The following is a 24,664-nucleotide window of genomic DNA, read 5'->3' as shown; positions in this document are numbered from 1 at the left end:
CCCCGGAGCCCCCTCGTTCGGGGGCAGTTTAGTGCAGCGCAAAAAACTTAAAATTCTGTCAGCACCCTGTGAAACCTGTTTTCATGTCAGCAACAGCTCAAATTGTGACCTGGAGCGCGGCCTCCCCTGGGGCGCCGTCGTCCGGGGCTATTGCCTTCGCCGCCTGCCGGGCTGATTGCGCCGCTGCCATAAGCACTATCCGTCGCCGGTAAGTCATGAACGCAGCACTTTTCTTCTGGGCTCTGCATCTGGCCATTCTTCCTGCCTACGTTTGGGGAAGCGGCACCATGCAGCCGTCACATTTTGCTTTCTTGACCGCCGTGGGTGCGTTCGCCATGAGCCGGTCGAGCGGCTCCGCCCCGATGTTTCCGGGCTGGGTCGAGCTCCGTGGCGCCCTGGCTGCGAAGGGGCGTTTCATCTGCACGATCTTTGCGTTGTTCGCACTCTATGTATGCGTCGTGAACGCCGTCTGGTCCTTAGTCTTGTCCAGCGTCAAGCCACTGCAGTACGCCTCCTTCCAGATTTACAATCTTTTGCTTTGCTTCTTCATCTACACGATGGTGCTGACGGACCTGCGCGCATTCTTGCGCTACACCGCCTGGGGGTTCAGCGCTGCGCTGCTGCTGATTGTTTTCTCGCTGCTGATCAAGGGCGTCAACCTCGCGTCGAGGGAAAGCGGACTTTTCAACAATCCCAATCAGCTTGCATTCTTCTGCCTGTCCACCTGCATTGCCTTTTTCATGATGGGCAAGTTGGGTGTCGGGTCGCTGGTCTGGAACCGGACGGCCATTGGAGTGGCCTGCTTCATCTGCATGCTGACCGTATCCCGGGCGGGCCTTGCATGCTGCGCAGTAGTCTTCTTCGCCACCATGCTGGACAGCGGGAAACGCGGTTCCTCAGGGCTTCTAATGATTCTCCTCGGCTTTGGCCTCGTAGGGGGTATCGCCTCCCTCGGCTTGGTACAAGAAGTCCAGTCGCGAAACAAGCAGACCTCGGCGGTTTTCAGCAACCAGATCGAGGGTCGCGGATACGACCGCATTGTCGAGCATCCCGGGCATTTGCTGCTCGGCGCGGGGGAGGGCGAAAACAGACGGCATGGCGGAAAACTGGCTTCGCTGGGCGGTGAATTGCATTCCTCCGTGGGGACATTGTTGTTTGCCTACGGCATTTTCGGCTTGATCCTGTACAGCACGCTGTGGTACCTGATGCTGTCTGCGGGCCCGGGGCTGGGGTTCAAGCTCTGCGCCCTGGCGCCCATCGCATACGGCGTTTCGCACAACGGTCTGCGCTTCTCGGCCGGAGTCATTGCGATGATGCTGGTGATCTACGGCGGCGCCGTGCTGCAGTTCCAGCGGCAATCAAAACAAGTTTTCAGCAATCCAAGGCCATCAATCCAATGAGCGTGATCCAGGACCCCACCCCCATCACTGAGCCAGCCTTCGCGGTTCCCCAGCAGCAGGAATCGTCCTTCGGCCCGAAGGAACTGGCCGCGACGCTGTTTGCCAACTGGATGCTGCTGGTGTTCTTCCTGCTGGCGGGGTTGTTTCTTGCGTGGATTTATCTCTACTTGGCCAAGCCTATCTACAAGGCGAACGCCACGGTGATGATCGAGACCAAGTCCAATGCGATGATGATGGCCTATGGCGACGCGGGAGCGGGCGTCATGGGCTTTGGCCAGACGCTTGCGGAAATCGAGGTCATGACTTCGCAACTGGTCCTGAGCCGTGTGGTGGCGGACATGAAAGCGGACATCGTGGTCAGCCCGCGCCATTTTCCGGTGATCGGCGAAGCATTGGCGCGGCGCAACAGCGTTTTTGGCACCGCATTCGCCCAGGTTCCAGGCCTTCGCCGCTATGTCTGGAGCGCAACCGAACTGACTGTTCCGACTTTCGACGTGCCCAGACCGTACCTGGAGCGGGCGTTCACGGTCCACGTCGTGGCGCCGGGCAAGTACAACGTCCTGCTGGGCGAGAAGTTGGTGATTCTGGAGGCCGAAGTAGGGAAGTCGGCGGCGGCGGTGCTCGATCCGGTCACCGGCGGGGAGTTGCGAGTATTCGTGTCGGACATGAAAGCCCCCTCAGGCGCGCATTTCCAGCTCCGTAAACTGAGTACGCTGTCGGCGATCAGACGACTCAAGAGCACGCTGGATGCAGTCGAGGATCCCAAGGGTAGCGGCGTGGTGGAAATTACGGCCAAGGACAGCGACCGGCCGCGCGCGGCCGCGCTTGCCAACGCCGTTGCGAATGCCTATCTGCGCCAGAACGTCGAACGGCGCTCCGCGGAAGCGGCGCAGACCCTTGCCTTCCTCAAGACCCAACTGCCTGGAATCAAGGCGAAGGTGGAGGCGGCAGAAGGGGCGTTGAATGGCTACCGTCTGCGCAATTCGTCCATCGATCTCGACAAGGAAACGGATTTCGTCCTCACCGAGTCGGCGGACATCGAACGCAAGCGAAACGAGGTCCTGCAGAAGCGCGCGGAATTGTTACTGACGTTGACGGCGGTTCACCCTTCGGTGAAGGCTCTGGATATTCAGTCCGCGCGGCTTTCCGAGCAATCAGAGCGCGTGCAGCAGGCAATCGCAAAGATGCCCGAGACCCAGCAGGAGTTGCTGAGCCTTCGCCGTGAGGTTGAGGTCAACACCAGCCTCTATACCACCATGCTGAACAACATGCAGCAGCTTGAAGTGGCGGAGGCGGGTACGCTGGGCAACGTACGCATTATCAACGAGGCGTCGGTGCCGGGCGGGCCGTTCAAGCCTCAGCCGCTGTTCGCTATCGTTGCCGGCGTCATCGCCGGACTGGCGATTGGCCTGATGGTGCTGATCCTGATGCAGCTGATGGACCAGGCCGAGCATGACCCTGCGGCAATCGAGCGTTTCGCCGGCGTTCCGGCTTATGCCACGGTGCCTTACTCTCCTGCCCAGCAGAAGATGATCCGCCTGCGCGACAAGAGTGGCGGCGAAGGCCAGTTGCTGGTCGTGACCTCGCCGCACGACCCGGCGGCCGAGTCGATCCGCAGCCTGCGCACGACATTGCACTTCAGCGTCTTCGAGTCGGGCCGCAAGAGCATCATGTTCACGGGCCCTACGCCGGGTATTGGCAAATCGTTCGTGACGGCCAACCTGGCGGCGGTACTGGCGCAGGTGCCGATGAAGGTGATCCTCATCGACGCCGATCTTCGCCGCGGCACGATCCATAACTACTACGGCCTGGACCGAGGCAAGGGCTTGTCCAACTATGTCCTCGGCGCCGGCATCGAAGAGGTTCTCCAGCCCACCAGCGTTTCTGGTCTCTCGATCATCAGCACGGGAGAGGTGCCCCCCAATCCCTCGGAACTGCTGATGTCGCCGCGCTTCATCCAGCTGATCGCCGAGGCGGAGGCGCAGGCCGACATGGTGCTGGTCGATACTGGACCGATTCTGGCGGTCACCGACGCAGGCATCATCGGCCGGGTTGTCGGTGGCACGCTGCTGGTGTTCAAGGCCGCACAGCACTCCGGCCGCGAGATCACCGAAAGCGTCAAGCGGCTCGCCCAGGTGGGTGTGCGTGTCAACGGGCTGGTCATCAACCAGGTCGGCCGCAGCCGTGGCTACTACGGTTACTACGCTTATGGTAAGTACGGCTACTACTACTCCTACGGGTACAAGTCCAATGAGAAGTAGCCGGGCAGGCTCCGGCGGCTGTACTACCGGAAGGGCGGGGCAATGAAGGTACTGCACGTCCTCAACGGAGGTATCGGAGGGGCGTCGCTGAGTACCCTCGACCTCATTGGAGGGCTGGTGCCTTACGGCGTCGAGTCATTCATCTACTGCAGCTCCCGGGTCTCCCGGGAGGCGCAGGAGGAACTGCGGCGGCGCTCGCCGGTGCCGGTGTACTTTGGCCCGATGTACTTCTGGAACAAGCGCGATCGCAAGCCGCTGCTGGAACGCCCGCTGATCGAGGCCTACCAGCTGGCGCATACCGGTGCGCTCTACCGCTCCAGCTCGCGGTTGATGGAGCTGTGCCGCGAACTGGGGATCGATCTGATCCATTCCTCCACCGCGCTGGCGCCCGACGGGGCGCTGGCCGCGATGCGCCTGGGCCTGCCGCATGTCTGGCATATCCGCGAAATGATCGGCAAGGGACAGCTGCACCGTCTCGCCGGCGACACGGTGGGCCTGGCGGCCCGGCGTTTCCAGCGCTCGGGCTACGTCGTGGCCAACTCGCACTCGGCGTTCCGCGGCCTGTTCGGACGCGACAGTGCCCAGGGCGCCTCGGTGATCCACAACGGCTTCGATTTCGGGCGTTTCGCAGCGATCCGCGAGCAGCCGCTGGAAGGGGACAAGATCCGCTTCGGCCTGGTCGCGAACGTGTCCTCGACCTGGAAGCGGCACGAACTGTTCATTCGCGCTGCGGCCCTGGTCGCCGCGCGCCTGCCCCGCGCTGAACTGTCGATCTTCGGCGAAATCCCTTCCGAGACGTCCAGCGCCGAAGCCCGCGAGTACTACCAGTCGCTGGTCGCGTTGTGCCAGGAGCTGGGCCTGGGTGAGCGCCTCAGCTTCCGCGGCTACCAGGACGACGTGGTGCAGCTGATGCGCTCCATCGACATCGTCGTGCACGCGGCGGAGTTCGAGTCCTTCGGCCGTGTCTTCGTCGAGGCATCCGCGGCCGGGCGCGGCCTGGTCGCCGTGCGCGGCGGCGCCTCTACCGAGGTCATTCGCGACGGCGAAACCGGGTTGCTGGTGCCGCCCAACGAGCCGGAGGCGATGGCTGCGGCGATGTGCGAACTGGCGCAGGACCCGGAGCGTACCCGCAGGATGGGTGCGGCGGCGCGCCAGCACGTCCACGAGCATTTCGACATCCGCCGCACCTGCGAGAAGCTGGCGGCGATCTATGGCCAACAGCAGCGGCGGCCGGCCTCCGGCTATGTCCGCAGCCTGGCCCGGGTCATGGCCTAGCCGGCCCGCGCCACCGACAACCTTGCTTGACGAACCACCGCGCATGAGCCCCGAAGGAACCTTCGCCAGTGTCGCCAGGACTCCGGCGGATGGTGCATCGTCGCACCTGTCCTACCGGCCGGAGGTCGATGGGCTGCGGGCGATCGCGGTGATGGCCGTCATCCTGTTCCACGCCAAGCTGCGGGGCTTCAACGGCGGCTACATCGGCGTCGATGTGTTCTTTGTGATTAGCGGCTACCTGATCACCTCGATCCTGATCGGCGAGCACCAGCGCGGCGCCTATTCGCTGCTGCGCTTCTATGAGCGCCGCGCGCGTCGCATCCTGCCGGCCCTGTTCTTCGTGCTGCTGTGCTGCCTGCCATTCGCGTGGGCGTTGATGACGCCTTCGCAGATGAAAGGCTTCTCGCAGAGCGTTGTTGCCACCTCCGCGTTCGCGTCGAATATCTATTTCTGGCTCAGCAGCGGTTATTTCTCGACGCTGTCGGAAGAGAAGCCGTTGCTGCATACCTGGAGCCTCGGCGTCGAGGAGCAGTACTACATCTTCTTCCCGTTGCTGCTGGCGCTGCTGTGGCGTTACGGTAGCCGTCGCCTGGTGGCGACACTGGCCTTTCTGGCGGTGGGCTCTTTCGCCCTCGGCATCTGGGGCGCAGCGCGCGATGCCAGCGGGGTGTTCTACCTTGCGCCGACGCGCGTCTGGCAGTTGCTGGCGGGGTCGCTGATCGCCTTCGCCGGGATCTCTGGTACAAGCCGGCCCCTGCCGCCGCTGGCCGGCAACGCCCTGTCCCTGTTCGGCCTGGTGCTGATACTGGCCTCGATCCACTATTTCGGTGCCGAGACGCCGTTCCCCAGCCTGGTTTCGCTGGCGCCGGTGCTGGGCTCGGTCCTGGTGCTGGCGTTCGCGCGGCAGGGCACGCTGGCGGCGCGCATCCTGTCGCTGCGGCCGATGGTCGGGATCGGCCTGGTCTCCTACAGCGCCTACCTGTGGCACCAGCCGGTGCTGGCCTTCCTGCGGCTGTACGAGGCAGACCTGCACTCGCTGGCGATCAGGCTGGGCGCGGTGGCCTTGTCGCTGGGCCTGGCCTACATCTCCTGGCGCTTCGTCGAGACGCCGTTCCGTGATCGCCGGAAGTTCTCCACGCGCTACATCTTCACGGCCGCGGGCGTGGGCACGGCGGTGGCCATCGCCATCGGCATGGCCGGTTACTTGAGCAAGGGCTTCAGTTCGCGCTTCGACCCGCAGGCGAGGGCGGTGATGGCCAGCGCCAAGTCCAGTCCCAAGCGCATGGCCTGCCATACCGACGGACCCCGCTACCTGGATCCGAAGCTCGCATGCACCTACTTCAAGGAGCCGGTGACCTGGGCGGCGCTGGGCAACAGCCATGTCACCGAGCCGGCCTACGCGCTGGCACAGCGGCTGGAGTCGCTGGACCAGGGCCTGCTGCAACTGAGCTACAGCGGCTGTCCGCCAGCCTTCACCTATCAGGCCGAATGCACGGAGTGGCTGCACAAAGCGGTGGAGCGCATCGAGACGGACAAGAGCGTCCAGAACGTGCTGGTCGCCTATCGCTATACGTCGGCGCTGTTCGGCGAACAGACGCAGTCCTATCCGCGGATTCCGACCCACATCCTTTTCCGTCTCCCGGGCATGACGCCGGAGCAATCCATGGATGCCTACTGGGCCAGCTTCCAGGCGGTCCTGGAGCGACTGCAGGGCGCCGGCAAGCGGGTCTTCGTGATCCTGCCGATTCCCGAACTCGACCGTTCGATCGAGGAGAAGGTCTGGGCCGGCAACCACGGCGCCGCCGACTACACGGTCGGCACGTCGATGGATTACTACCGCGCGCGTAATGCCTTCATCCTCGGGAAGTTCCGGCAGCTGCCCTGGAGCGACCGCCTGGTCCCAGTCGATCCCACCACCCAGCTGTGCGATGCCACGCGCTGCTACGCGGTGATCGATGGCCAGGCCATGTACTTCGACGACCATCACCTGAGCCTCGCCGGCGCCGCGCGCGTCATGCGGCTGCTCGAGCCCTACCTGAAGTAACGGTCCTCTCCCCGAAAACCTTTCAGCCAGATCCACGAACCATGTTCAGCATCTGCATACCGAACTTCAATTACGAGCGCTACCTGGGCATCACCCTTGAAAGCGTGCTCGCGCAGGAGTTCAGGGATTTCGAAGTCCTGGTCTCGGACAATGCCAGCACCGACGGCTCGGTCGAGGTCGTGCGCGGCTACCAGGCGCGCGATCCGCGAATCCAGCTGCGCATCAACCGCTGCAACGTCGGCTTTGCCGGCAACCTGGCCAAGGCCGCCGCCATGGCCAGCGCCCGCTACATGATCATGCTGTCCTCCGACGACCTGATGAATGCCGACGCGCTGCAGGCCTACCAGCGCCTGTTCGCGCACCTGGGGGACGCCGCCGCGACCAGCATCGTCAGCAGCGCCACCACCATCGTCGATTCCGACGGCCAGCCCACCGGCGAACAGCGCATCGACTGGAAACAGTGGAAAGGCGCGCAGCAGGACGCGGAGCTGTCGGCGCTGCTGGACGCGCCGGTCTACGTGATGGACGCCGCGCAGCTGCTGCGCAACAGCCTGTCGACCATGCGCGTGCCGTTCTACTTTCTCTCCACCTGCTATCCGAAAGGCCTGCACGACGCGGTGGAAAGCTACTCGCAGGGCGGCCTGTTCAATCCGGACAAGCGCTTCGCCTGGGCCCTGCTGGGGCAGGCCGGCAAGGCCTACTTCGTGGATCGCCCGCTGTTCCGCTACCGCGTGCACAACAACAACCAGGCCGCGCTGCAGGCCAACAGCGGTGCGCTCAAGCATCTGGTCGACGAGTACATCGCCACGTTCTCGGTGGAGAACGCGCTGCTGGCGCGCGCCGGGCTGAGCCGCGAGGGACTGGCCGCGGCCTTCATCGAGCACGACATCGCGCTGCGCGGCTTCAAGAACCTGGCCGAGGGCAACCGCACCCTGGTGCGGCGCATGCTGGCCTTCGGCGACGGCTGCTACCCGCAGCTGATGTCGGCCAACCGCAAGATACGGGTGCTGCGCGTGGCCGTCGCCGCGGGGCCGGCAGGCACGGTGACCGCGCGCCTGGCGATGGAGCGCGTACAGAAAGCCTGGGAAAAACGCATGGCGGCCGAGAACGCCGAGGGAAGCAAATGAAACGCCTGGTGGTTGACCTGGATGGCACGCTCACCGTCGAATCGGACAAGTCCTATGCCGACAAGGAGCCGAACCTGCCGCTGGTTGCGCGCCTGCGCGAGTACAAGGCGCGCGGCTACGAGATTGTGATCTTCACCAGCCGCAACATGCGGACCTACGAGACCAACGTCGGCAAGATCAACGTCCACACGCTGCCGACCATCCTCGATTGGCTGGCCCGCCACGAGGTCCCGCACGACGAGGTGCTGGTCGGCAAGCCCTGGTGCGGATTCGACGGTTTCTATATCGACGACCGCTGCGTGCGCCCCGACGAGTTCGTCGGCAAGTCGCCGGAGCAGCTCGAGGCCTTGTTCAAGCGCGGAGGCGAGGGGTGCTGATCCTGACGTCGGCGGCGTACGTGCCGGCCGAACTGGTGTCGGAGCTCGGGCAGTTGCCGCCGAGTTTCCTGCCGCTGGGCAATCGCCGGCTCTACGTGCGCCAGCTGGCGACGCTCACGGGTCTGCGCGAGCCGATCCTGATGAGCCTGCCCGCGGACTTCGAGATCGAGGGTCAGGATGCGGCGGCGCTGGAGGCGGCGGGCGTGAGCGTGGTGCGCACCGATCCGGGCTGCTCGCTGGCGCAGTCGCTGCTGCAGATCCTGGACCTGCATCCGCCACAGGCGGGTGAGCCGATCCGAATCCTGCATGGCGACACCCTGCAGGGAGACCTGCCGCTGGACCAGCCCGACGTCGTGGCGATCGCCGCCAACGACGGCTACTACCCGCGTGCCTACGTGGCCGCCGAAGGCGAGCGCTTCGCCTCCGCCGAATACCGCTACTGCCAGCCCGGCGACCCGGTGCTGACCGGCTACATGTCCTTTGCCGATGCGGCAAGGTTCCGCTCGTTGCTGTCCGAAGGCATGGGCTTCATCGCCCTGGTCAACCGCTACCAGGCCGACAGCGAAGGCGCGCTACGGGTCTACCGCACGCGCAGTTGGGCCGACTGCGGGCACGTCAATGCTTACTATCGCAGCCGCGCCAGCCACACCACGGAGCGCGTGTTCAACGAACTGCGGGTGGAGCGGCACTACATCCGCAAGCGCGGCGAGAAGCCGCAGAAGATCCGCGCCGAGTTGGAGTGGTTCCGTGGCCTGCCGCCGGCGATGCGTCATTACGTCCCGCAGATCGGCAGCAGCGGCACCGAGCCGGACGACACCTTCTACGACATCGAGTACCTGTACTCGCTGCCACTGAGCGATCTGTACGTGTTCGGGCGGCTGCCGCCGCAGGACTGGGGCACCATCTTCATCCGCTGCGTCGAATTTCTTTCCGAGTGCAGCGCCTACGCCTCGCCGGCTTCGCAGCGCACGGATTGGCAGCGCATGTATCTGCCCAAGACCCTGGCGCGGCTGGAAGACTTCGCCCGCGACAGCGGCTGGCGGCCGGAGCACGCGACCACCGTCGACGGCCAGACCATGCCCTCGCTGGTGGCGGTCGCCGAATCTGCCCAGAGGGTGATCGAGGCCGCGCCGGCCAGTCCGCTGACCCTGTTCCACGGCGACTTCTGCTTCAGCAACATCCTGTACGACGCCCGCGCACGCCGCATCAAGGTGATCGACCCCCGCGGGCTCGATCCGGACGGTCAGCTCAGCCCCCATGGCGACCTGCGCTACGACTTCGGCAAGCTGTTCCACTCGGTCATCGGCGGCTATGACTTCGTCATCGCTGGCCTGCTGACTGCCGAAGCCGCCGGAGCCAACGGCCTGCGTACGGCCGGCGAACTGCCGGCGCGCACCGCGCCGGTGATCGAGCGTTTCCGCCAGATCTGCCTGGGAACCGTCGGCGAGGCCGGGGGGGAGTCACTGATCGCCGCGATTACTGTGCACTTGTTCCTGTCGATGCTGCCGCTGCACCACGACGAGCCGCGCCGCCAGTTGGCCCTGCTAGGGCGCGCCCTCGAACTTCACCGCCGCTACCAGTTCAGCTAGATCTCATGATCGTCATTCCCATGGTCGGACGCAGCCGGCGCTTCCTGGACGCCGGATACACGGTACCTAAGTATCGGCTCGAACTGCAGGGCAGCAGCGTGTTCGCGCTCGCGGTCGGCAGTTTCCTGGAGGTGGCCCGGGACGAGGACTTGGTAGTGGTGTGCCTGCGCGACGATGGCGCCGCCGCTTTCGCCCGGACCGAACTGGACCGGCTGGGCATGGGGCGGGGCAGGGTAGTGGAACTGCCCGCAATGACGCTGGGTCAGGCCGACACCGTCAACCAGGGCCTGGCCGCGGCGTCGGTATCGGACCAGGAGCCGGTGGTGATCTTCAACGTCGACACTTTCCGCCCCGGCTTCCGCTATCCGGCGGGCTTCGACGTGCGCAAAGTCGATGGCTATCTGGAGTGTTTCATCGGCTCCGGTGCGAACTGGTCCAACGCGGTGCCGACGGCGCCGGGCTCCGACCGCGTGATCCGCACCTCGGAAAAGAAGCAGGAGTCCGAGTACTGTTGCACGGGTCTCTACCACTTCGGTAGCGCCGCGGTCTTTCGCCGGGCCTATGCCGCGGAAGTGGCCCTGCATGCGGCCGCCGGCGGGAGCGGTAAGGGGGAGTTGTACGTCGCACCGATCTACAACCATCTGATCGCCGGGGGGGGCGATATCCGTCTGGAAATCGTACCTGTCCAGGACGTGATTTTCTGTGGGGTTCCCAGCGAGTATGTTGCACTGCAAAATACCCCGCCGTCGGCGCTTGTCCGGCATGCCGCGCAATTGCGTACTTTGGAGAGTTGACCGCGAGGAACAAAGCCGTTGAGGCCCGATGTCATTCGCGTTCCAAGCGCAGGGTTCTCTCCCTAATTGCGCACTGATGATCGCGGCGTCCGGAAAATCCTTCCGAATCAAAGTCATGTACAGCGTGAGCAACCAGATCAATATCCAGCACGGCGATGCCCGGCTGAGCTTCGACGGCGACCCGGCGTCGTCCTTGCTGGACCAACTCCTGGCCAACAAGGCGCCCGTCAGCTATTCCTGCCGTCGCGGCGACTGCGGCCAATGCGGGGTCAAGCTCCTTGAGGGAGAGGCTGCGGCGCTGGATAAGGGCCGGCCGCTCTGGCAGATGGGGTCGCTGCTGACCTGCAATGCGGTGGCGTGCTCGCCGCTATCCCTGCGGATTCCCTATATCCCTGAACTGGAGGGTATCCGCGTCCTGCGATCACCGGCCAAGGTTCAGGGTCTGGAGTTGCTGGGCTCCGACGTCATGCAACTGACGCTGCGGTTGCCGCCAGCCAACCGCATTGCCTTTCTTCCTGGCCAGTTCGTGCGGCTGACCAACAGCGAGGGCACACTGCGCAGCTATTCCCTGTCGGCGGGGCCGCAGCCGGACGGAATGCTGCGAATGCATATTCGGAGAGTGGAGAAGGGTGCCTTCAGCGACTGGCTGTTCGCGCGGGCCGTGATCGGCGATCTCCTGCAGCTTGAGGGGCCACAAGGCCACTTTTTCCAGCGCGAAAATCGCTCCGTTGACCGATCGGTTTTTTTGGCAACCGGCACGGGCATTGCTCCGGTCTACGCTATCCTTGCGGCGGCTTCCGAAAAGCAGCGGGCCGCGTTGGGCGAGGTCTGGGTTTACTGGGGAAACCGCTTCAGGAAAGATGCCTATCTGGCCGAGCAACTGGCCGACCTGTCCCTGCAGCGGGGTATGCGACTGACCCTGGTGTTTTCGCGTGAGGAAGACACTGGCCACGTTCAGGACCATATGCGCCGCGATCACGCCGCTTTGGATGGCGCACAGGTGTTCGCCTGCGGCAATCCGGCCATGATCGAGGGCGCGCGTACCCAGGCTTTGGCGGCCGGTTTGGGCGAGGACTTTTTTTACTCTGATTCTTTTACGGCCTCCTGAGGCGGCGTAGGAACTGGCCCGCCCATGGGATTTGCGCCGGCGCAGGATTTGGCAACTGACAAAAAGCGGTTCGACAACAGGAAAAAGATTTATGAAAGCTGTCATTCTGGCCGGTGGCCTCGGTACGCGCCTCAGCGAGGAAACCTCGGTGCGCCCCAAACCGATGGTCGAGATCGGCGGCAAGCCGATCCTGTGGCACATCATGAAGATTTACTCTGCCCATGGAATCAAGGACTTCGTCATTTGCCTGGGTTACAAGGGCTATGTCATCAAGGAGTATTTCGCCAACTACTTCCTGCACATGTCCGACGTGACCTTCGACATGGGCTCCAACAAGATGGAAGTCCACAGCAACGCCGCCGAACCCTGGCGCGTGACCCTGGTGGATACGGGCGACGCGACGATGACGGGAGGCCGTCTCAAGCGCGTGCAGCCCTACCTGAAGGATGAAGACGCCTTCTGTTTCACCTACGGTGACGGAGTCGGCGACATCGATATCGGCGCTACGCTGAAGTTCCATGCCGCTCACGGCAAGCTCGCGACGATGACCGCCACGCAGCCGCCGGGCCGCTTCGGCGCACTGGGTCTGGACGGTGATGCGATCCGCTCGTTCCAGGAGAAGCCCTCTGGCGACGGTGGCTGGATCAATGGCGGGTTCTTCGTGCTTTCCCCCAAGGTCATCGACTATGTCGAGAAGGACGAGACGATCTGGGAGCGCCAGCCGCTGGAGCGCCTTGCCGCCGAAGGGGAACTGATGGCTTACAAGCACCAGGGCTTCTGGCAACCCATGGATACCCTGCGCGACAAGCAGCAGCTCGAGGAACAGTGGCAAAGCGGAAAGGCGCAATGGAAAAAGTGGTAGGAGCAAAGATGCGTTCCGCGATTCCCGATCCGGCTTTCTGGGCCGGCCGCAAGGTATTACTGACTGGGCATACCGGGTTCAAGGGTAGCTGGCTATCCCTTTGGCTCCAGCGCATGGGTGCCGATCTGACCGGGTTCGCACTCGCGCCGGAAACCACCCCGAGCCTGTTCGACGAAGCCAAGGTGGCGCGCGGCATGCGCTCGGTGATCGCAGACGTGCGTAACCGGGAGGAATTCGACGCGGCGATCCGCAGCGCGCAGCCGGAAATCATCATCCACATGGCGGCGCAGCCGCTGGTGCGGCACTCCTATGCCTTTCCGGTGGAAACCTACGCGACCAACGTGATGGGCACGGTCCACCTGCTGGATTCCGTACGGCGGTGCGAGTCGGTGCGGGTGGTCGTCAATGTCACCAGCGACAAGTGTTACGAGAACCGCGAGTGGCTGTGGGGGTATCGTGAGGACGAACCCATGGGCGGCTACGACCCCTACAGCAACAGCAAGGGCTGCTCGGAGCTGGTCACCTCTGCGTTCCGCAAGTCTTACTTCAATCCTGCACATCATGCCGAGCACCGAGTGGCCTTGGGCACTGGCCGAGCCGGCAACGTGATCGGCGGCGGTGACTGGGCGGCCGATCGGTTGATCCCGGACTGTGTCCGTGCCATTGGCGAGGGCCGCAGCGTGCACATCCGCAATCCCGCGTCGGTTCGTCCCTGGCAGCATGTGCTCGAGCCCCTCGGCGGATACCTGGTATTGGCCGAGCGCCTGCATCGCGACGGCCCGGCCTTCGCAGAGGGCTGGAATTTCGGCCCGGAAGAGTCCGACGCGCGCCCGGTCGAATGGATCGCGCAGCGCATGACCGAGCGCTGGGGTGCCGGTGCTTCCTGGACTTTCGACGGCGCACCGCAGCCTCACGAAGCGGCCCACCTCAAGCTGGACTGTTCCAAGGCGCATGCGCGCCTGGGATGGCGTCCGCGGTGGTCTCTGGAAACCGCCATCGATCGCATCATCGACTGGCACAAGGCTCACCTCGCGGGCGAGGACGTGAGCCGAATCTGCAACCAGCAAATTGACGAGTACTTACAGCATGGACACTAGCACCATCACCAAAGACGACCTGCGCAGCCAGATTCTGGCTCTGGTCGATCAATACGCCAGGATTGCCATGGCTCCTGCTCCTTTCGTTCCGGGGCAGACCGTGATCCCGCCTTCGGGCAAGGTGATCGGCAGCGGGGAGTTGAAGAACATGGTCGAGGCCAGCCTCGACGGCTGGTTGACGACGGGCCGATTCAACGAGGCGTTCGAGCAGCGCCTGGCGCAGTTCATCGGGGTCAAGCATTTGATCACGGCGAATTCCGGCTCTTCGGCGAATCTGGTAGCGTTCTCCACCCTGACTTCGCCCAAGCTCGGCTCCCGTGCGATCAAGCCGGGCGACGAGGTGATCGGCGTGGCCGCAGGTTTCCCCACCACCGTGAATCCGATCCTGCAGTTCGGCGCGGTGCCGGTGTTCGTGGACGTCGACCTGGCGACCCACAACATCGATGCGAGCCTGATCGAAGCTGCGATCACGCCCAAGACCAAGGCCATCATGCTGGCCCATACGCTGGGCAATCCCTTCAACCTCGATGTCGTGACCGCGCTGTGCAAGAAGTACGGGCTCTGGCTGGTGGAAGACTGCTGCGACGCCCTGGGCGCCACCTACGATGGCCGCGCGGTCGGCACCTTCGGCGACATCGGTACGGTGAGCTTCTACCCGGCGCATCACATCACGATGGGCGAGGGCGGGGCCGTGTTCACCAACAATCCCGAACTCAAGCTGATCGCCGAATCGTTCCGCGACTGGGGCCGCGACTGCTACTGCCCGCCGGGCAAGGACAACACCTGCAACAAGCGCTTCTGCTGGAAGCTCGGCAGCCTGCCCGAAGGGTACGATCACAAGTACACCTATTCTCACCTGGGCTACAACCTCAAGATTACCGACATGCAGGCCGCCTGTGCACTGGCGCAGATGGACCGGCTCGAGGACTTCATCCGCATCCGTCGCGAAAACTTCGCCTATCTCAAGGACAGACTGAAGAGCTGCGAGGAGTTCCTGATGCTGCCCGAGGCCACGCCGAAGTCCGAACCCTCCTGGTTCGGGTTCCCTATTACGATCCGCCCGGAGTCGGGGGTCAGCCGCCTCAACCTGACGCAGTACCTGGACCAGAACAAGATCGGCACCCGCCTGCTGTTCGCCGGCAACCTGACGCGCCAGCCTTACATGATCGGCCGGAACTATCGCGTGGTTGGCGACCTGACGCGCACAGACGTCACCATGAATCACACCTTCTGGGTGGGCGTCTTCCCGGCGCTGGACGAACCTCGCCTGGATTATCTGGCTTCGCAGATCGAGACCTTCCTCGGTATCGGGTTCTAGGTAACGGGACGGAGCCTGCCAATGCTGTTCACCGAATTGTCCCTGCCGGGCTGCTACCTGCTGGAACCCCGGGTTTTCCAGGATGCCCGCGGCCGCTTCGTCAAGACCTTCATGCGGTCCGTGCTCGAGGCGAAGGGCTTGCGCGGTGATTTCTGCGAGCAGTACTACTCGACCTCAGCGCCCGGGGTGATCCGGGGCATGCACTTCCAGACACCGCCGCACGACCACGCCAAGCTGGTGTACTGCGCGTCGGGCGCGGTGACCGATGTCCTGCTGGACCTGCGCAAGGGCTTGGAGAGCTATGGCGGGCACGTATCGCTGTCCCTGAGCGCCGAGTCCGGTCACATGGTCTACATTCCGTCCGGCGTAGCGCATGGCTTCGTCGCGACCCAGGCGCCCGCGCTGCTGGTCTACAACGTCACTTCCGAACATGCGCCGAACCATGACGCCGGCGTGCGCTGGGACAGCTTCGGCTTCGCATGGCCGGTGGGCGAGCCGGTGATTTCGGACCGCGACCGCGCCTTCCAGGCGTTCGCCGACTACCTGTCGCCTTTCCACTCATGAGCCTGTTCCTCACCGGCGGCACGGGGTTCATCGGGTCCCACCTGCTCAGGCAGGCGCTGGAGAGCGGTCGCGAAGTGGTGGCACTGCGAAGACCCGGCAGCCGGCCGAAGCTGGCGATGGTGGCTGAACCGCTCTGGCGCGAGACGCCGTTCGACCAGCTGACGCCCGAGGACTTCCGCGGCTGCACGGCGCTGGTGCACCTGGCCTCGGTGGGCGTGAGCCCGCAGAAGGCCACGTGGCAGGAGATGATGTACTGGAACGTCTCGGCGACGCTGCGGATGCTGGAGCAGGCCCATGCCGCGGGGGTGAAGCGGGTGGTGATGGCCGGCACGTTTGCCGAATACGGACGAGCCGCCGATCACTATGACCCGATCCCGCCCGATGCGCCGCTGCTGCCGACCTATGGTTACGCGGCATCGAAGGCGGCAGCGTTCACCGCAGCACATGCGTTCGCGATCGAGCATGGCATGGAGCTGTGCTACCTGCGCATCTTCTCCGCGTTCGGAGAAGGACAATTCGCAGCGAACTTCTGGCCAGCGCTGAAGGAGGCCGCGGAAAGCGGCAGGGACTTCGACATGACGCCGGGAGAGCAGGTGCGGGACTATGTTCCGGTAGAGATGGTTGCCCGCGCGTTTCTGCATGCCGCCGGACGTGCCGACATGAGTTCCGCCCAGCCGTTCGTGCGCAATGTCGGCGCGGGACACCCAGTCTCCATGCGCGAGTTTGCGGAGCACTGGTGGCGGCAGTGGGGTGCTACCGGAGAACTGCGGGTGGGTGCGCTGCCGTATCGAGCCAATGAAGTGATGCGGTTCGTGCCCCAGATTCTCGGAGACGAGATTGAAGTTTCCTGAGGCAAGGCAGCGGTACGCAGCAAGGAAGAGTTCGATGCTCCTATTGAAGACACGATTATCCAGAACCCTGCGGACAATCAAGTCCCGCATCTACCGTAGCTTGAAGGTTGCGGACGATTTGGAGTTGTTCGAGCGCACTCAACACGGTGAAGGGTGCGTTATCAGAAACCCTGCCCATATCAACGATCCAAGTCGGCTGACGCTTGGGAATCACGTGTTCATCAACGATGGTTTCGTCGCGCTCACACATGGCGAGATATCCATCGGAGACTACACGCTGCTGGCGCCGAGGGTTATGTTCCTGACGGTAGGACATGACTATCACTACACTGGGAGGGAGTTCCGAGAACGGCAGACTCCCCGGCCGATCAAGATCGGCCGCGAATGCTGGATTGGCGCGGGCGCGATCGTTATTCCCGGCGTTACCATCGGTGACGGCGCGGTTGTGGGCGCGGGCAGCGTAGTGACCAGGGATGTCGCTCCATGGGCCATTGTTGCTGGCAATCCAGCGCGCTTCCTGAAAACCCGAGTGCCGAATTCGCTCGCTGTGCTGCCATGAGGTTCAGAAGGCAGGCGGGCGCCTATATCGTCCGCTCCTACGGTGTCTCGGGGCTCCGCGTTCTGAGGAACCTGCTGCTCATGGCTGCGGTGCCAATGGAGATTTTTGGGCAGACGCAAATGGCGCTGGGGGTGCTGGCACTCGCGACCAGTCTTTGCCTGCCGGGGGTGGATGCGCTGCTGACGCAAGCTTTTGCGCGCAAGGAACCGGTCGAGATCGGGCGATTCCTGCGGGTGAAGTTTATCGGCGCAAGCGTTCTGGCCGCCATATGCATTGCGTATGCCGCGTACGCATACTTCCTGCAGGGCCAGCCCGGCGACTATGCGCTGATGATGGTCTTTCTCGCACTGACTCTCCCGCTGGAGGCGTACTCCATAACCCGGGCCGTTTGGCTGGGCCAGGGGCACATATCACTAATCGCCAAGCGGGATCTGTCCGCTGCGTTCCTGGCGCTGCTGGTCACCGCGCTGTTCGTGTGGCAGACGCCTGAAAACATCCTGCTGCTGGTAGTAGTTCCCCGCTTGATCGAAGCAACTACTTGGCAGCTGCCGTACAGGACCCTCGTTCGTCCCCTCGGCGCTATTGCGGGAAAGGATGCATTGAGAGAGCAGAAAAGCTATGCCATGCATCGATCCATTCTAATGATCCTGCCGACGATCGAAATCTATCTCGATCGCGTCATTGTCGGGTTGCTCTACGGGTTCACAAACCTGGCGGTATTTGCCGTCGCCAAATTCGTAATGGAGCAGCTACGGACTTTTTCGATCTCCATCTATGCAATCCTGATTCCACGTTTAGCCAAGGGAGAGGAAGCCGATGCGCGACGGGATTTCTGGCGGCTGGCGGGGCCGATCTCCGGGGCTATCGTCGCCTGCGCGTGCGTGCTGTGCTTTTCGGCGATTCTCGCAATTGACTATTTTCTGACCGACTATGCTGGCAGCAAGCGCTACATCGCGCTTTATCTCTTCGGGGCCCTGTTTTCCGTTCCCGGCGCGCTCATACAGACGTTTACCCAGGCGCGCAGGAAGATCAAGGTCGAGTATGCGAGTCGGTCCTCGGTGGCGCTTATCGGCTTGGCTGCCATGGGAGTGTTGATCCCTTTGTACGGTCTAGACGGTGTCGTATACGCCTTTATCGTAAAAGCGGCTGCCATCAGCGTGGTGAATGTAGCCACCTGCTGGCGATACGTCGATTGGCGTATCGATGGGGCCACAGGGAAGAATTGAGTGACTTTGCGTCGTTAAGTACCTATCCGTTCGTCGTTTCCTGAGGCTCTTCGCGGTATGTCAAAGAAAGTCTTGTTCATCTCCAATCCGGCCAAGTACGCGAGCTACTACATGCGTGCCGAGACCATCGCCAACCGACTGCGTTCGGAGGGTTACGAAACCGAGATTTTCCTGTGGCATGGAGTTCGAGATGCCATATCGCTGCTGCGGGCGATCTTCAGGGCGGACGCCGTGATTTCCGTGAAGTTCTTTGGTCGCGGAATGGCTCCGCTGCTGGCGTTGAGTCGGAGGAAAATGATCTACGACTGCGTCGACAACTTCGATTTCGACGGCTTCGCCTATCGGCATGGGCGCAGGTTCATTTCCGACTACGTCGTCAACAACGGCTTACACCGCGACTTTATCGCTCGCGAGGTGGCGCTACCCGGCCAGCCGGTAACCGTGATCGAGCATCATCATTCCAATTTCGCACGTCAGCTCCGCCACGCGGGAACGTCGAAGGTGATTGGCTACATAGGTAATCGGCACGACTATGGGGTTGGCGATGGCTTCTCCGTCTGGTGCGAGCAGAGAGGGCTTCATTTATACGTGAATCACAGCACTTCGCTGAGCAATGCGGAAGCCATCTCGGAAAACCTCAAGCTCGATGTTTACTTCATGCTGCTGCCTACGGCTGCGAGCAGCGAGAAGGAAGCCAAGCGGCTTGGCTACGTGCGGGACTTCAAGCCCGCGCAGAAGATTCTGCTGCCATTCTCCCTGGGAATTCCGACTATTTGCGCGCCGTATCACGCTTACTTCGAGGCCGTACGGGCGGCTGGCTACGATGTCGGCGACTTCCTGTTCGTTGAAACCGAAGATGAACTGCGGTCCGCCATCGACAGGATCACCGATCCCGCCAATGCTGCATGGCTGGCGGAACTGATCGAACGTCAGAAGATCGTTGCCGAGAACTATCACCTCGACACGATAATCGAAAAATACAAGAAGCTGATCGCCTCCGCAGACGAGGGTTGATCGGGAATCCGCGATCTTTTATCCGGCAAATGCACTAACCCCTGCAATATGAATAGACTCTTGTTTGTCTGCGATCACCGGTTCAAGCAGGGACCGGATGGTGGAATCTATACCCCTGGCTACTACCCATACTCTGTCTGGGAGCGGTACCTTGCCGTCTGGGACGAGGTCACCATCCTGGCGAGCGTCGAGCATGTCTCGGCCGCGGAGGTTCAGCGCCTGAACTTGTCCTCGGGGCCGAGGGTGCAGTTCGCCTTCTATCCGAGGATTTCGGCCAATTTCCTCCGCGCGGACGACAGGCGGCTCAGGGCCGATCTGCCGGGGCTGCTGTCGGAGCATCACTCCTGCATTGCGCGCCTGCCCGCCACCTTTGCTTCACTGGCGATACGGCAGGCGCAGTCGATGGGTACCCGGGTCGGGGCGGAGGTCGTGTCCCACGTATTCGACGGCATCTCCGCGGAGGAAAAGATCATTTCGAAGGTCTATGCCTTCTACGAGTATTTCCGGATGAGGCGTGATATTCGTCCCCTCAAGAACGTGCTGTACGTGACGGATGGCTTCCTTCAAGACAAGTATCCGACCATAGGGAATCGCTACTCGGCCTCCAACGTCAATCTGAAAGAAGTCGTTGGAGAGGACGCAAGTACGATCTGCTCACGCATGAACCCTGGCCGGCCTGTGATCGGGATGATCGGTGGCTTTCAGAAGAAGTACAAAGGTCATCATTTCCTCGTTGCAGCAGTCGAGAAGCTGAAGCGGGAGCAGGGGCTGAGCGTGCAGCTTCAGCTGGTGGGCGAGGGTGACAGCAGCAGGACAGCCGCATTGGTGCGCGAACTGAGCCTTGAGAGCGAGGTGGAGATCGTCGGAGGCCTGAGCGGCGGCGATGCCGTGAACCGCTGGCTCGATACTTTGGATCTGTACGTCCAGCCCTCATTGCAGGAGGGCCTGCCCCGGGCGCTGATCGAGGCGATGGGAAGGGGGCTGCCGTCGCTGGGGTTCATCACCGGAGGCATTCCGGAACTGCTGACCCCGGATGCCCTTATAAAGGTGGGCGACGTGGATGCCCTGGCCCGAGCCATGCACCGCGGCGTGACGGACCGGTCCTGGCGAGAAAAGGCTGCTGCCCACTCGCTGAGCAGATCCTCCCGGTACCTGGCCCGCAACATCCAGATCGAGCGTGAGAGGTTTTACAGGGGTATTTACACGTCCTGAAGCGGCAGCGAAGCTGGAGCCCGCAAGGGTTGCCTCAGGTTGGCCTCAGGTTGCCGCTGAGCAGCGATTCCGCGATCTCGAGAGTCCGCAGGGAAGCATCGAGCGGCATCATCGGGCTTTCAAGCAGGCCGGCGCGCAGACAGCGCATCGCCTCGCCTGCCTGATAGTGGTAGCCGTTACCGGTGTGGGGGCGGAACAGTACCGACCTGCGGCCCTTGCGCCGCGGCCAATCCGATTCCTCCACCAGGCTCAGCATCCACTGGCCGGGCTGGCTGGCCTTGATTTTCTCCATGAGCCGCTGCCGGGCGCCCCAGGCCCGGACCGTGCCGCCCTGGCCCGGCGGCGCCTTCGGCGGTCGGGTCCAGATCGTTGCCTTGACGGGGTTGTAGTAAGGAGCATGGATGTGAATGCTTCCGTGGGTGCCGATGATCCGGACTTCGTTGCTGGTGTGGGCCGTCAGGCTGGAGCCCATGATGGCCAGCGCGCCGTTGGCATAGCGTAGAACCAGCCCCACCTGCTCATCCACGCCGCGGCTGTTGCGGCTCAATTGTCCGGCTACGTGCTCAGGCTCCCCGAGCAGGCCTTGCGCCAGGGCCAAGGCATAGACTCCGCGATCCAGGAGGCAGCTTCCAGCCGGCGGCTGGAACATGCGGTGCTGGTCATCAAATCGGACAGCCTTGCCGTTGTCTGCGATCAGCATTCTCACTTCGCCGATCACGTTCTGCGCGATCAGCGCACGAACCTCGTCGTACAGCGGCATGAACCGCATCCACATCGCTTCCATGCAGAACAACCGATGCGCGCGAGCGGCCGCCATAACCTCGCGTAGTTCTGCTGGGGACGAAGCGAATGGCTTTTCGCATAGCACAGCCTTTCCCGCTTCGAGTGCCAGCAGGCAATCCTGCTTATGTCGGGTGTGCGGCGTCGCCACGTAGACGATGTCCAGATCCTTGTCGGCGACCAGTTCCTCGTAGGAGCCGTAGGCCCGTGGTGCATCCAGGGCCTGCGCGAAGGACTGCGCGGTCGCCAGGCTGCGGGAGCCCACCGCCAGCAGCTCCGCATCGGGCAGGGAGTGCAGACCTCGGGCAAAGGACTGGGCGACGCCCCCGGTTCCGATGATGCCCCAGCGGATGTTCTTTTCGCTCATGCGGTCTCCAAGGTTGCTACAGATATGCTTGGGAAGATGGGGCGTTGCGCCATCCATGCCTCCTGCGCATGCCCACGGCACATCGCCGGAGCAGCGCGACCGGTGCGGTGTTGCCCCAGCGCCGGACGCACGGCGAAAAGCCTCAGGCCTGCTTTCTCTCGGCCATCCACTGCGGCAGGCGGCGCATGAATCCGATAGTGCTGCGCAGGTTGGCCTGTACCGTCTGTCGAAGCGTCGGGTTGCGCGGCTCGACGATGCGGCTGGGAGAATCTGCAGCGCTGCCCGAAACGACGACGCAGGCCGGCAACTCCTCCGCCCAGTTTGCGGCGCCCCCGTACGACAGGGGTTGGCGAACGAGCTCTGCGGGGGGCGAGTACTGGCAGAGCAGCGCGGTCCGGGTCCGAGCCGTGGGATTCTCCGTGCCATGCCAAGCGCGACCATCGAAGATCGCGAACTGGCCGGCTTTCATCGGAATCCGCTGGATCACTGCCGTGGGGTCGTAGCGTCTGGCGGCTGCAAGCACGGAGGCCTCGTCCTGCAGATCGACGTCCGGCAGGTTCTGCAGCATCGCGCCCCAGCGGTGGCTGCCGGGAACCAGCCGCAAGGTTGAATCGTCCGTGACGTTGCGTAGCGCCATCCAGATGTTCAGCGTGCGCCAGGTCATTGCCTCGATATCGACATGCCAGCGATGCGGCTGGCCAGGGGGCTTGAGCATCAATTCGGATGACCACATCACCAGGTTCTCGCCCAAGGCCGATCGCAGCCTGGAAGTGATCGCGGAATCCGTGCTTGCATCGAAGGCAGGGCCCTTGAACACGTGTGCCCCCTTGTACCATTCTCCTGCAAACCGCAGCCGGCGGGAGTTTGCCTCCACCGCGTCGCAGTCCACTTGGCGCTCCAAGGAAAAGGGACCGGCGAAGCCGTTGCGCTCAAGGCTCTCGAGTTCTGCTGAGGAAAGAGACATTTCAATAGTCCAAATGATATCGGCGGAAAAGACCGGAAAGTGTCTTTTCGCACAAGATTTCCTTGCTGCCCCGAAGGTCGCGCCAGTTGCCGACGATCTTACCGGCTTGCCCTCCTTTCCACCACCCGCAAGCTCGCGCAGCGAAGAGTACGTCCGTCCGGGATATCGCTCCAAAAATTGCAGGGCCGGGCATCAGCAGCACGCCTGATTTTGGCGTTTCAGCAAGCCCTGCCCCGTCCATGCCTCCACCCGCCGAAGCAGGTTGCGCGCGGTGGGAAAGGGTTGATAGGCTGCATGCCGCATGCCGTCTGCATTTTGAAAGCGGAGGCTTCGAAGAAGTATTTCATGCTGGACGATCCCCAAGCAGGGAACGGGACGTCTCTTGCTGGTTTGCGCCCCGTGGCCGCTTTTGTGGTTGCCAGTTCCGTTTCCGCACTCGGGGTTCGTTCAGCGTAAGACGCCTGCAATTCGATTCAATGCCGGAGTCCTGCTCGGCGGGACGATGTTCTTGTCTGCCGCAGATACGCCTGGCAAATGCTGAGTTGGCCGATCTGCCTCGGAACTGATCGCCGTTTCCGGATGCCGGCAGTCCCGGTCGTCCGACGCCGTTGCCGGCGCGGTGGAACACATGTCTCATCGAAGTGGCGATGAACAGATTACAATGGGGATCGGCGACAGTTAGCAGGGAGCAGTTATGCATATTGAGCAGGATTCGATGTCCGCTGGGTTCAGGGGTATGCGGTTACTGGCGCTTGCCTTGGTGGCCGCCACCACGACGGGATGCACCATCAATTCAGGTCTTCGCAACCAGATTGATCGCGGCGACGTCCCGCCCATTCCCGGCCTCGAGGTGGTCCAAGTCACTGCTGAGGTGCTTGTGGGCAATGCCCAAAGCGCTCCGGTGGCCAGGGAGATTCCAGAAGGCCTGCGGCCGCTAGGCTCCGAGGGCGACAGCTACACCTATCGCGTCGGCGTCGGCGATGTGCTGCGCGTGGTAGTTTGGGAGCATCCCGAGCTCAACAATCCCAGCGGCCAGTCGCAAGGCGACGCCGCTTCCGCCGGGCGACTGGTAGAGGCAGATGGTACTCTTTACTTCCCTTACATCGGGAATGTGAAAGCAGCCGGCCTGACATCTGGCGAGTTGCGCGCACAAATTGCCCAGAAGCTGGGCAAGTTCATCCGCGATCCGCAGATCGATGTGCGCGTCACCGAGTTTCGCTCGCAGCGTGTCTACGTGACCGGCGAAGTGGCCGCGCCCAATGCCGTTTATCTCACGGATACCGTTCATGGGGTGCTGGATGCCATCACCAGCGCCGGCGGGTTCACCACCCTGTCCAATCGCTACCTGGTGCGGTTGACGCGCGATGGGGTCACCACCGAGTTGCCGATCGGTGAACTGCGCCGTGGCGATATCCGCGCCAACGTCCGGCTGCAGGCCGGTGACCTGATCAACGTGCCGGACGTCTCAGAGGACAAGGTGTTCCTGCTCGGCGAGTTCGCGGCGCAGAAAACCCTGATTCGCCAGCGCGCCGAGATGTCGTTGGCCGAAGCCCTTACCCAGGGCGGCGGTCTCGACAAGGCTGGCGCCAACCCCAGGGCCGTATTCGTGTTCCGGAGAAACCCCGAACCTGCCCCCTCCGTCGCCGGCACCAGGGCCAACCCATTGCCCAAGGTGTACCTGCTGGATATGACGCGCGCCGAGAGTCTGCTGCTGGCGGAACGCTTCCCGCTGGAATCACGCGACGTCGTCTACGTTGCTGCAACCGACTTCTCGAAGTACAACCGCCTGCTCAACCAGCTCCTGCCCACCGTCAGCGCGTACTTCCAGCTCGATCGCCTGATCAACGACTAATCGTGCTGTTTGCTGCAATGAAA

21 protein-coding genes are annotated in these 24,664 nt (G+C 63.0%); 19 read left to right on the top strand and 2 right to left on the bottom strand.

Features of this window, described 5'->3' with window-relative positions:
* Window positions 1-215: 215 nt before the first annotated feature.
* The 18 genes from D0B54_RS15070 (at window position 216) to D0B54_RS14985 (ending at window position 20,678) form a co-directional block, all read left to right on the top strand.
* Window positions 216-1,400: a hypothetical protein gene (locus tag D0B54_RS15070; RefSeq protein WP_162932449.1), complete on the top strand. Its 1,185-nt coding sequence runs from the start codon at window positions 216-218 to the stop codon at window positions 1,398-1,400.
* A complete protein-coding gene (locus D0B54_RS15065) occupies window positions 1,397-3,661 on the top strand; it encodes a polysaccharide biosynthesis tyrosine autokinase (protein ID WP_117292112.1) in 2,265 nt (754 codons plus the stop codon). The genes D0B54_RS15070 and D0B54_RS15065 overlap by 4 nt, the downstream gene beginning before the upstream one ends.
* Before the next feature lie 42 nt (window positions 3,662-3,703).
* The gene (locus tag D0B54_RS15060) at window positions 3,704-4,936 is read left to right on the top strand and encodes a glycosyltransferase family 4 protein (RefSeq protein ID WP_117292111.1); all 1,233 of its coding nucleotides are present in this window, start codon (window positions 3,704-3,706) and stop codon (window positions 4,934-4,936) included.
* A gap of 43 nt (window positions 4,937-4,979) precedes the next feature.
* Window positions 4,980-6,980 (top strand): acyltransferase family protein, encoded by a 2,001-nt coding sequence (locus D0B54_RS15055; RefSeq protein WP_162932448.1) that lies wholly within the window; start codon window positions 4,980-4,982, stop codon window positions 6,978-6,980.
* A 41-nt stretch (window positions 6,981-7,021) separates the two neighbouring features.
* Window positions 7,022-8,107, top strand: a complete 1,086-nt coding sequence (locus D0B54_RS15050) for a glycosyltransferase (protein WP_117292109.1) — start codon at window positions 7,022-7,024, stop codon at window positions 8,105-8,107.
* Window positions 8,104-8,484 (top strand): HAD hydrolase family protein, encoded by a 381-nt coding sequence (locus tag D0B54_RS15045; RefSeq protein ID WP_117292108.1) that lies wholly within the window; start codon window positions 8,104-8,106, stop codon window positions 8,482-8,484. The genes D0B54_RS15050 and D0B54_RS15045 overlap by 4 nt, the downstream gene beginning before the upstream one ends.
* Window positions 8,478-10,073 carry a phosphotransferase gene (locus tag D0B54_RS15040; protein WP_117292107.1) on the top strand — a complete coding sequence of 532 codons (1,596 nt, stop codon included), beginning with the start codon at window positions 8,478-8,480 and terminating at the stop codon, window positions 10,071-10,073. The genes D0B54_RS15045 and D0B54_RS15040 overlap by 7 nt, the downstream gene beginning before the upstream one ends.
* Before the next feature lie 5 nt (window positions 10,074-10,078).
* Window positions 10,079-10,867, top strand: a complete 789-nt coding sequence (locus tag D0B54_RS15035; protein WP_117292106.1) for a capsular biosynthesis protein — start codon at window positions 10,079-10,081, stop codon at window positions 10,865-10,867.
* A gap of 28 nt (window positions 10,868-10,895) precedes the next feature.
* Window positions 10,896-11,975 carry an FAD-binding oxidoreductase gene (locus tag D0B54_RS15030; protein WP_117292105.1) on the top strand — a complete coding sequence of 360 codons (1,080 nt, stop codon included), beginning with the start codon at window positions 10,896-10,898 and terminating at the stop codon, window positions 11,973-11,975.
* A 91-nt stretch (window positions 11,976-12,066) separates the two neighbouring features.
* Window positions 12,067-12,837 (top strand): glucose-1-phosphate cytidylyltransferase, encoded by a 771-nt coding sequence (gene rfbF, locus D0B54_RS15025; RefSeq protein WP_117292104.1) that lies wholly within the window; start codon window positions 12,067-12,069, stop codon window positions 12,835-12,837.
* A gap of 8 nt (window positions 12,838-12,845) precedes the next feature.
* Complete coding sequence (rfbG, locus tag D0B54_RS15020; protein WP_117292103.1) at window positions 12,846-13,934, top strand: CDP-glucose 4,6-dehydratase; 1,089 nt, start codon at window positions 12,846-12,848, stop codon at window positions 13,932-13,934.
* A gap of 4 nt (window positions 13,935-13,938) precedes the next feature.
* Complete coding sequence (gene rfbH, locus D0B54_RS15015) at window positions 13,939-15,252, top strand: lipopolysaccharide biosynthesis protein RfbH (RefSeq protein ID WP_117295270.1); 1,314 nt, start codon at window positions 13,939-13,941, stop codon at window positions 15,250-15,252.
* Window positions 15,253-15,273: 21 nt separating this feature from the next.
* The gene (locus tag D0B54_RS15010) at window positions 15,274-15,816 is read left to right on the top strand and encodes a dTDP-4-dehydrorhamnose 3,5-epimerase family protein (RefSeq protein WP_117292102.1); all 543 of its coding nucleotides are present in this window, start codon (window positions 15,274-15,276) and stop codon (window positions 15,814-15,816) included.
* Window positions 15,813-16,667 (top strand): NAD-dependent epimerase/dehydratase family protein, encoded by an 855-nt coding sequence (locus D0B54_RS15005; protein WP_162932447.1) that lies wholly within the window; start codon window positions 15,813-15,815, stop codon window positions 16,665-16,667. Before D0B54_RS15010 ends, D0B54_RS15005 begins: the two co-directional genes overlap by 4 nt.
* A gap of 34 nt (window positions 16,668-16,701) precedes the next feature.
* Complete coding sequence (locus D0B54_RS15000; RefSeq protein ID WP_117292100.1) at window positions 16,702-17,226, top strand: acyltransferase; 525 nt, start codon at window positions 16,702-16,704, stop codon at window positions 17,224-17,226.
* 80 nt (window positions 17,227-17,306) lie between these two features.
* The gene (locus D0B54_RS14995) at window positions 17,307-18,452 is read left to right on the top strand and encodes a lipopolysaccharide biosynthesis protein (RefSeq protein ID WP_162932446.1); all 1,146 of its coding nucleotides are present in this window, start codon (window positions 17,307-17,309) and stop codon (window positions 18,450-18,452) included.
* 57 nt (window positions 18,453-18,509) lie between these two features.
* Window positions 18,510-19,466, top strand: coding sequence for a hypothetical protein (locus tag D0B54_RS14990; protein ID WP_117292098.1), 957 nt, complete (start codon window positions 18,510-18,512; stop codon window positions 19,464-19,466).
* Window positions 19,467-19,526: 60 nt separating this feature from the next.
* Window positions 19,527-20,678: a glycosyltransferase family 4 protein gene (locus D0B54_RS14985; RefSeq protein WP_162932445.1), complete on the top strand. Its 1,152-nt coding sequence runs from the start codon at window positions 19,527-19,529 to the stop codon at window positions 20,676-20,678.
* A gap of 34 nt (window positions 20,679-20,712) precedes the next feature.
* Here the strand turns inward: D0B54_RS14985 and D0B54_RS14980 are convergent, their stop codons facing one another.
* Both D0B54_RS14980 and D0B54_RS14975 read right to left on the bottom strand, forming a co-directional pair.
* Window positions 20,713-21,825 (bottom strand): Gfo/Idh/MocA family protein, encoded by a 1,113-nt coding sequence (locus D0B54_RS14980; protein ID WP_162932444.1) that lies wholly within the window; start codon window positions 21,823-21,825, stop codon window positions 20,713-20,715.
* A gap of 142 nt (window positions 21,826-21,967) precedes the next feature.
* On the bottom strand, window positions 21,968-22,789 hold the full coding sequence (locus D0B54_RS14975) for a phytanoyl-CoA dioxygenase family protein (RefSeq protein WP_117292095.1): 822 nt from the start codon (window positions 22,787-22,789) through the stop codon (window positions 21,968-21,970).
* A 694-nt stretch (window positions 22,790-23,483) separates the two neighbouring features.
* Here D0B54_RS14975 and D0B54_RS14970 point away from each other — a divergent pair.
* On the top strand, window positions 23,484-24,641 hold the full coding sequence (locus D0B54_RS14970; RefSeq protein ID WP_117292094.1) for a polysaccharide biosynthesis/export family protein: 1,158 nt from the start codon (window positions 23,484-23,486) through the stop codon (window positions 24,639-24,641).
* Window positions 24,642-24,664 lie beyond the last annotated feature (23 nt).

It is taken from the genome of Solimonas sp. K1W22B-7 (genome assembly GCF_003428335.1).
Lineage (GTDB): Bacteria > Pseudomonadota > Gammaproteobacteria > Nevskiales > Nevskiaceae > Solimonas_A.
Note: the sequence above shows the minus strand (reverse complement) of the source record. Positions and strands in the feature narration are given on the sequence as shown.

What these genes read in the sequence shown, in the direction of transcription:
- D0B54_RS15035 (WP_117292106.1), top strand. Translation starts at nt 10,079, where the DNA reads ATGATCGTCATTCCCATGGTCGGACGCAGCCGGCGCTTCCTGGACGCC.
- rfbG (WP_117292103.1), top strand. Translation starts at nt 12,846, where the DNA reads ATGCGTTCCGCGATTCCCGATCCGGCTTTCTGGGCCGGCCGCAAGGTA.
- D0B54_RS15005 (WP_162932447.1), top strand. Translation starts at nt 15,813, where the DNA reads ATGAGCCTGTTCCTCACCGGCGGCACGGGGTTCATCGGGTCCCACCTG.
- D0B54_RS15030 (WP_117292105.1), top strand. Translation starts at nt 10,896, where the DNA reads ATGTCATTCGCGTTCCAAGCGCAGGGTTCTCTCCCTAATTGCGCACTG.
- D0B54_RS15000 (WP_117292100.1), top strand. Translation starts at nt 16,702, where the DNA reads ATGCTCCTATTGAAGACACGATTATCCAGAACCCTGCGGACAATCAAG.
- D0B54_RS15045 (WP_117292108.1), top strand. Translation starts at nt 8,104, where the DNA reads ATGAAACGCCTGGTGGTTGACCTGGATGGCACGCTCACCGTCGAATCG.
- D0B54_RS15055 (WP_162932448.1), top strand. Translation starts at nt 4,980, where the DNA reads ATGAGCCCCGAAGGAACCTTCGCCAGTGTCGCCAGGACTCCGGCGGAT.
- D0B54_RS14970 (WP_117292094.1), top strand. Translation starts at nt 23,484, where the DNA reads ATGCATATTGAGCAGGATTCGATGTCCGCTGGGTTCAGGGGTATGCGG.
- D0B54_RS15060 (WP_117292111.1), top strand. Translation starts at nt 3,704, where the DNA reads ATGAAGGTACTGCACGTCCTCAACGGAGGTATCGGAGGGGCGTCGCTG.
- rfbF (WP_117292104.1), top strand. Translation starts at nt 12,067, where the DNA reads ATGAAAGCTGTCATTCTGGCCGGTGGCCTCGGTACGCGCCTCAGCGAG.
- D0B54_RS15010 (WP_117292102.1), top strand. Translation starts at nt 15,274, where the DNA reads ATGCTGTTCACCGAATTGTCCCTGCCGGGCTGCTACCTGCTGGAACCC.
- D0B54_RS15050 (WP_117292109.1), top strand. Translation starts at nt 7,022, where the DNA reads ATGTTCAGCATCTGCATACCGAACTTCAATTACGAGCGCTACCTGGGC.
- D0B54_RS14995 (WP_162932446.1), top strand. Translation starts at nt 17,307, where the DNA reads ATGGCTGCGGTGCCAATGGAGATTTTTGGGCAGACGCAAATGGCGCTG.
- D0B54_RS14990 (WP_117292098.1), top strand. Translation starts at nt 18,510, where the DNA reads ATGTCAAAGAAAGTCTTGTTCATCTCCAATCCGGCCAAGTACGCGAGC.
- D0B54_RS14975 (WP_117292095.1), bottom strand. Translation starts at nt 22,789, where the DNA reads ATGTCTCTTTCCTCAGCAGAACTCGAGAGCCTTGAGCGCAACGGCTTC.
- D0B54_RS15070 (WP_162932449.1), top strand. Translation starts at nt 216, where the DNA reads ATGAACGCAGCACTTTTCTTCTGGGCTCTGCATCTGGCCATTCTTCCT.
- D0B54_RS14980 (WP_162932444.1), bottom strand. Translation starts at nt 21,825, where the DNA reads ATGAGCGAAAAGAACATCCGCTGGGGCATCATCGGAACCGGGGGCGTC.
- D0B54_RS15065 (WP_117292112.1), top strand. Translation starts at nt 1,397, where the DNA reads ATGAGCGTGATCCAGGACCCCACCCCCATCACTGAGCCAGCCTTCGCG.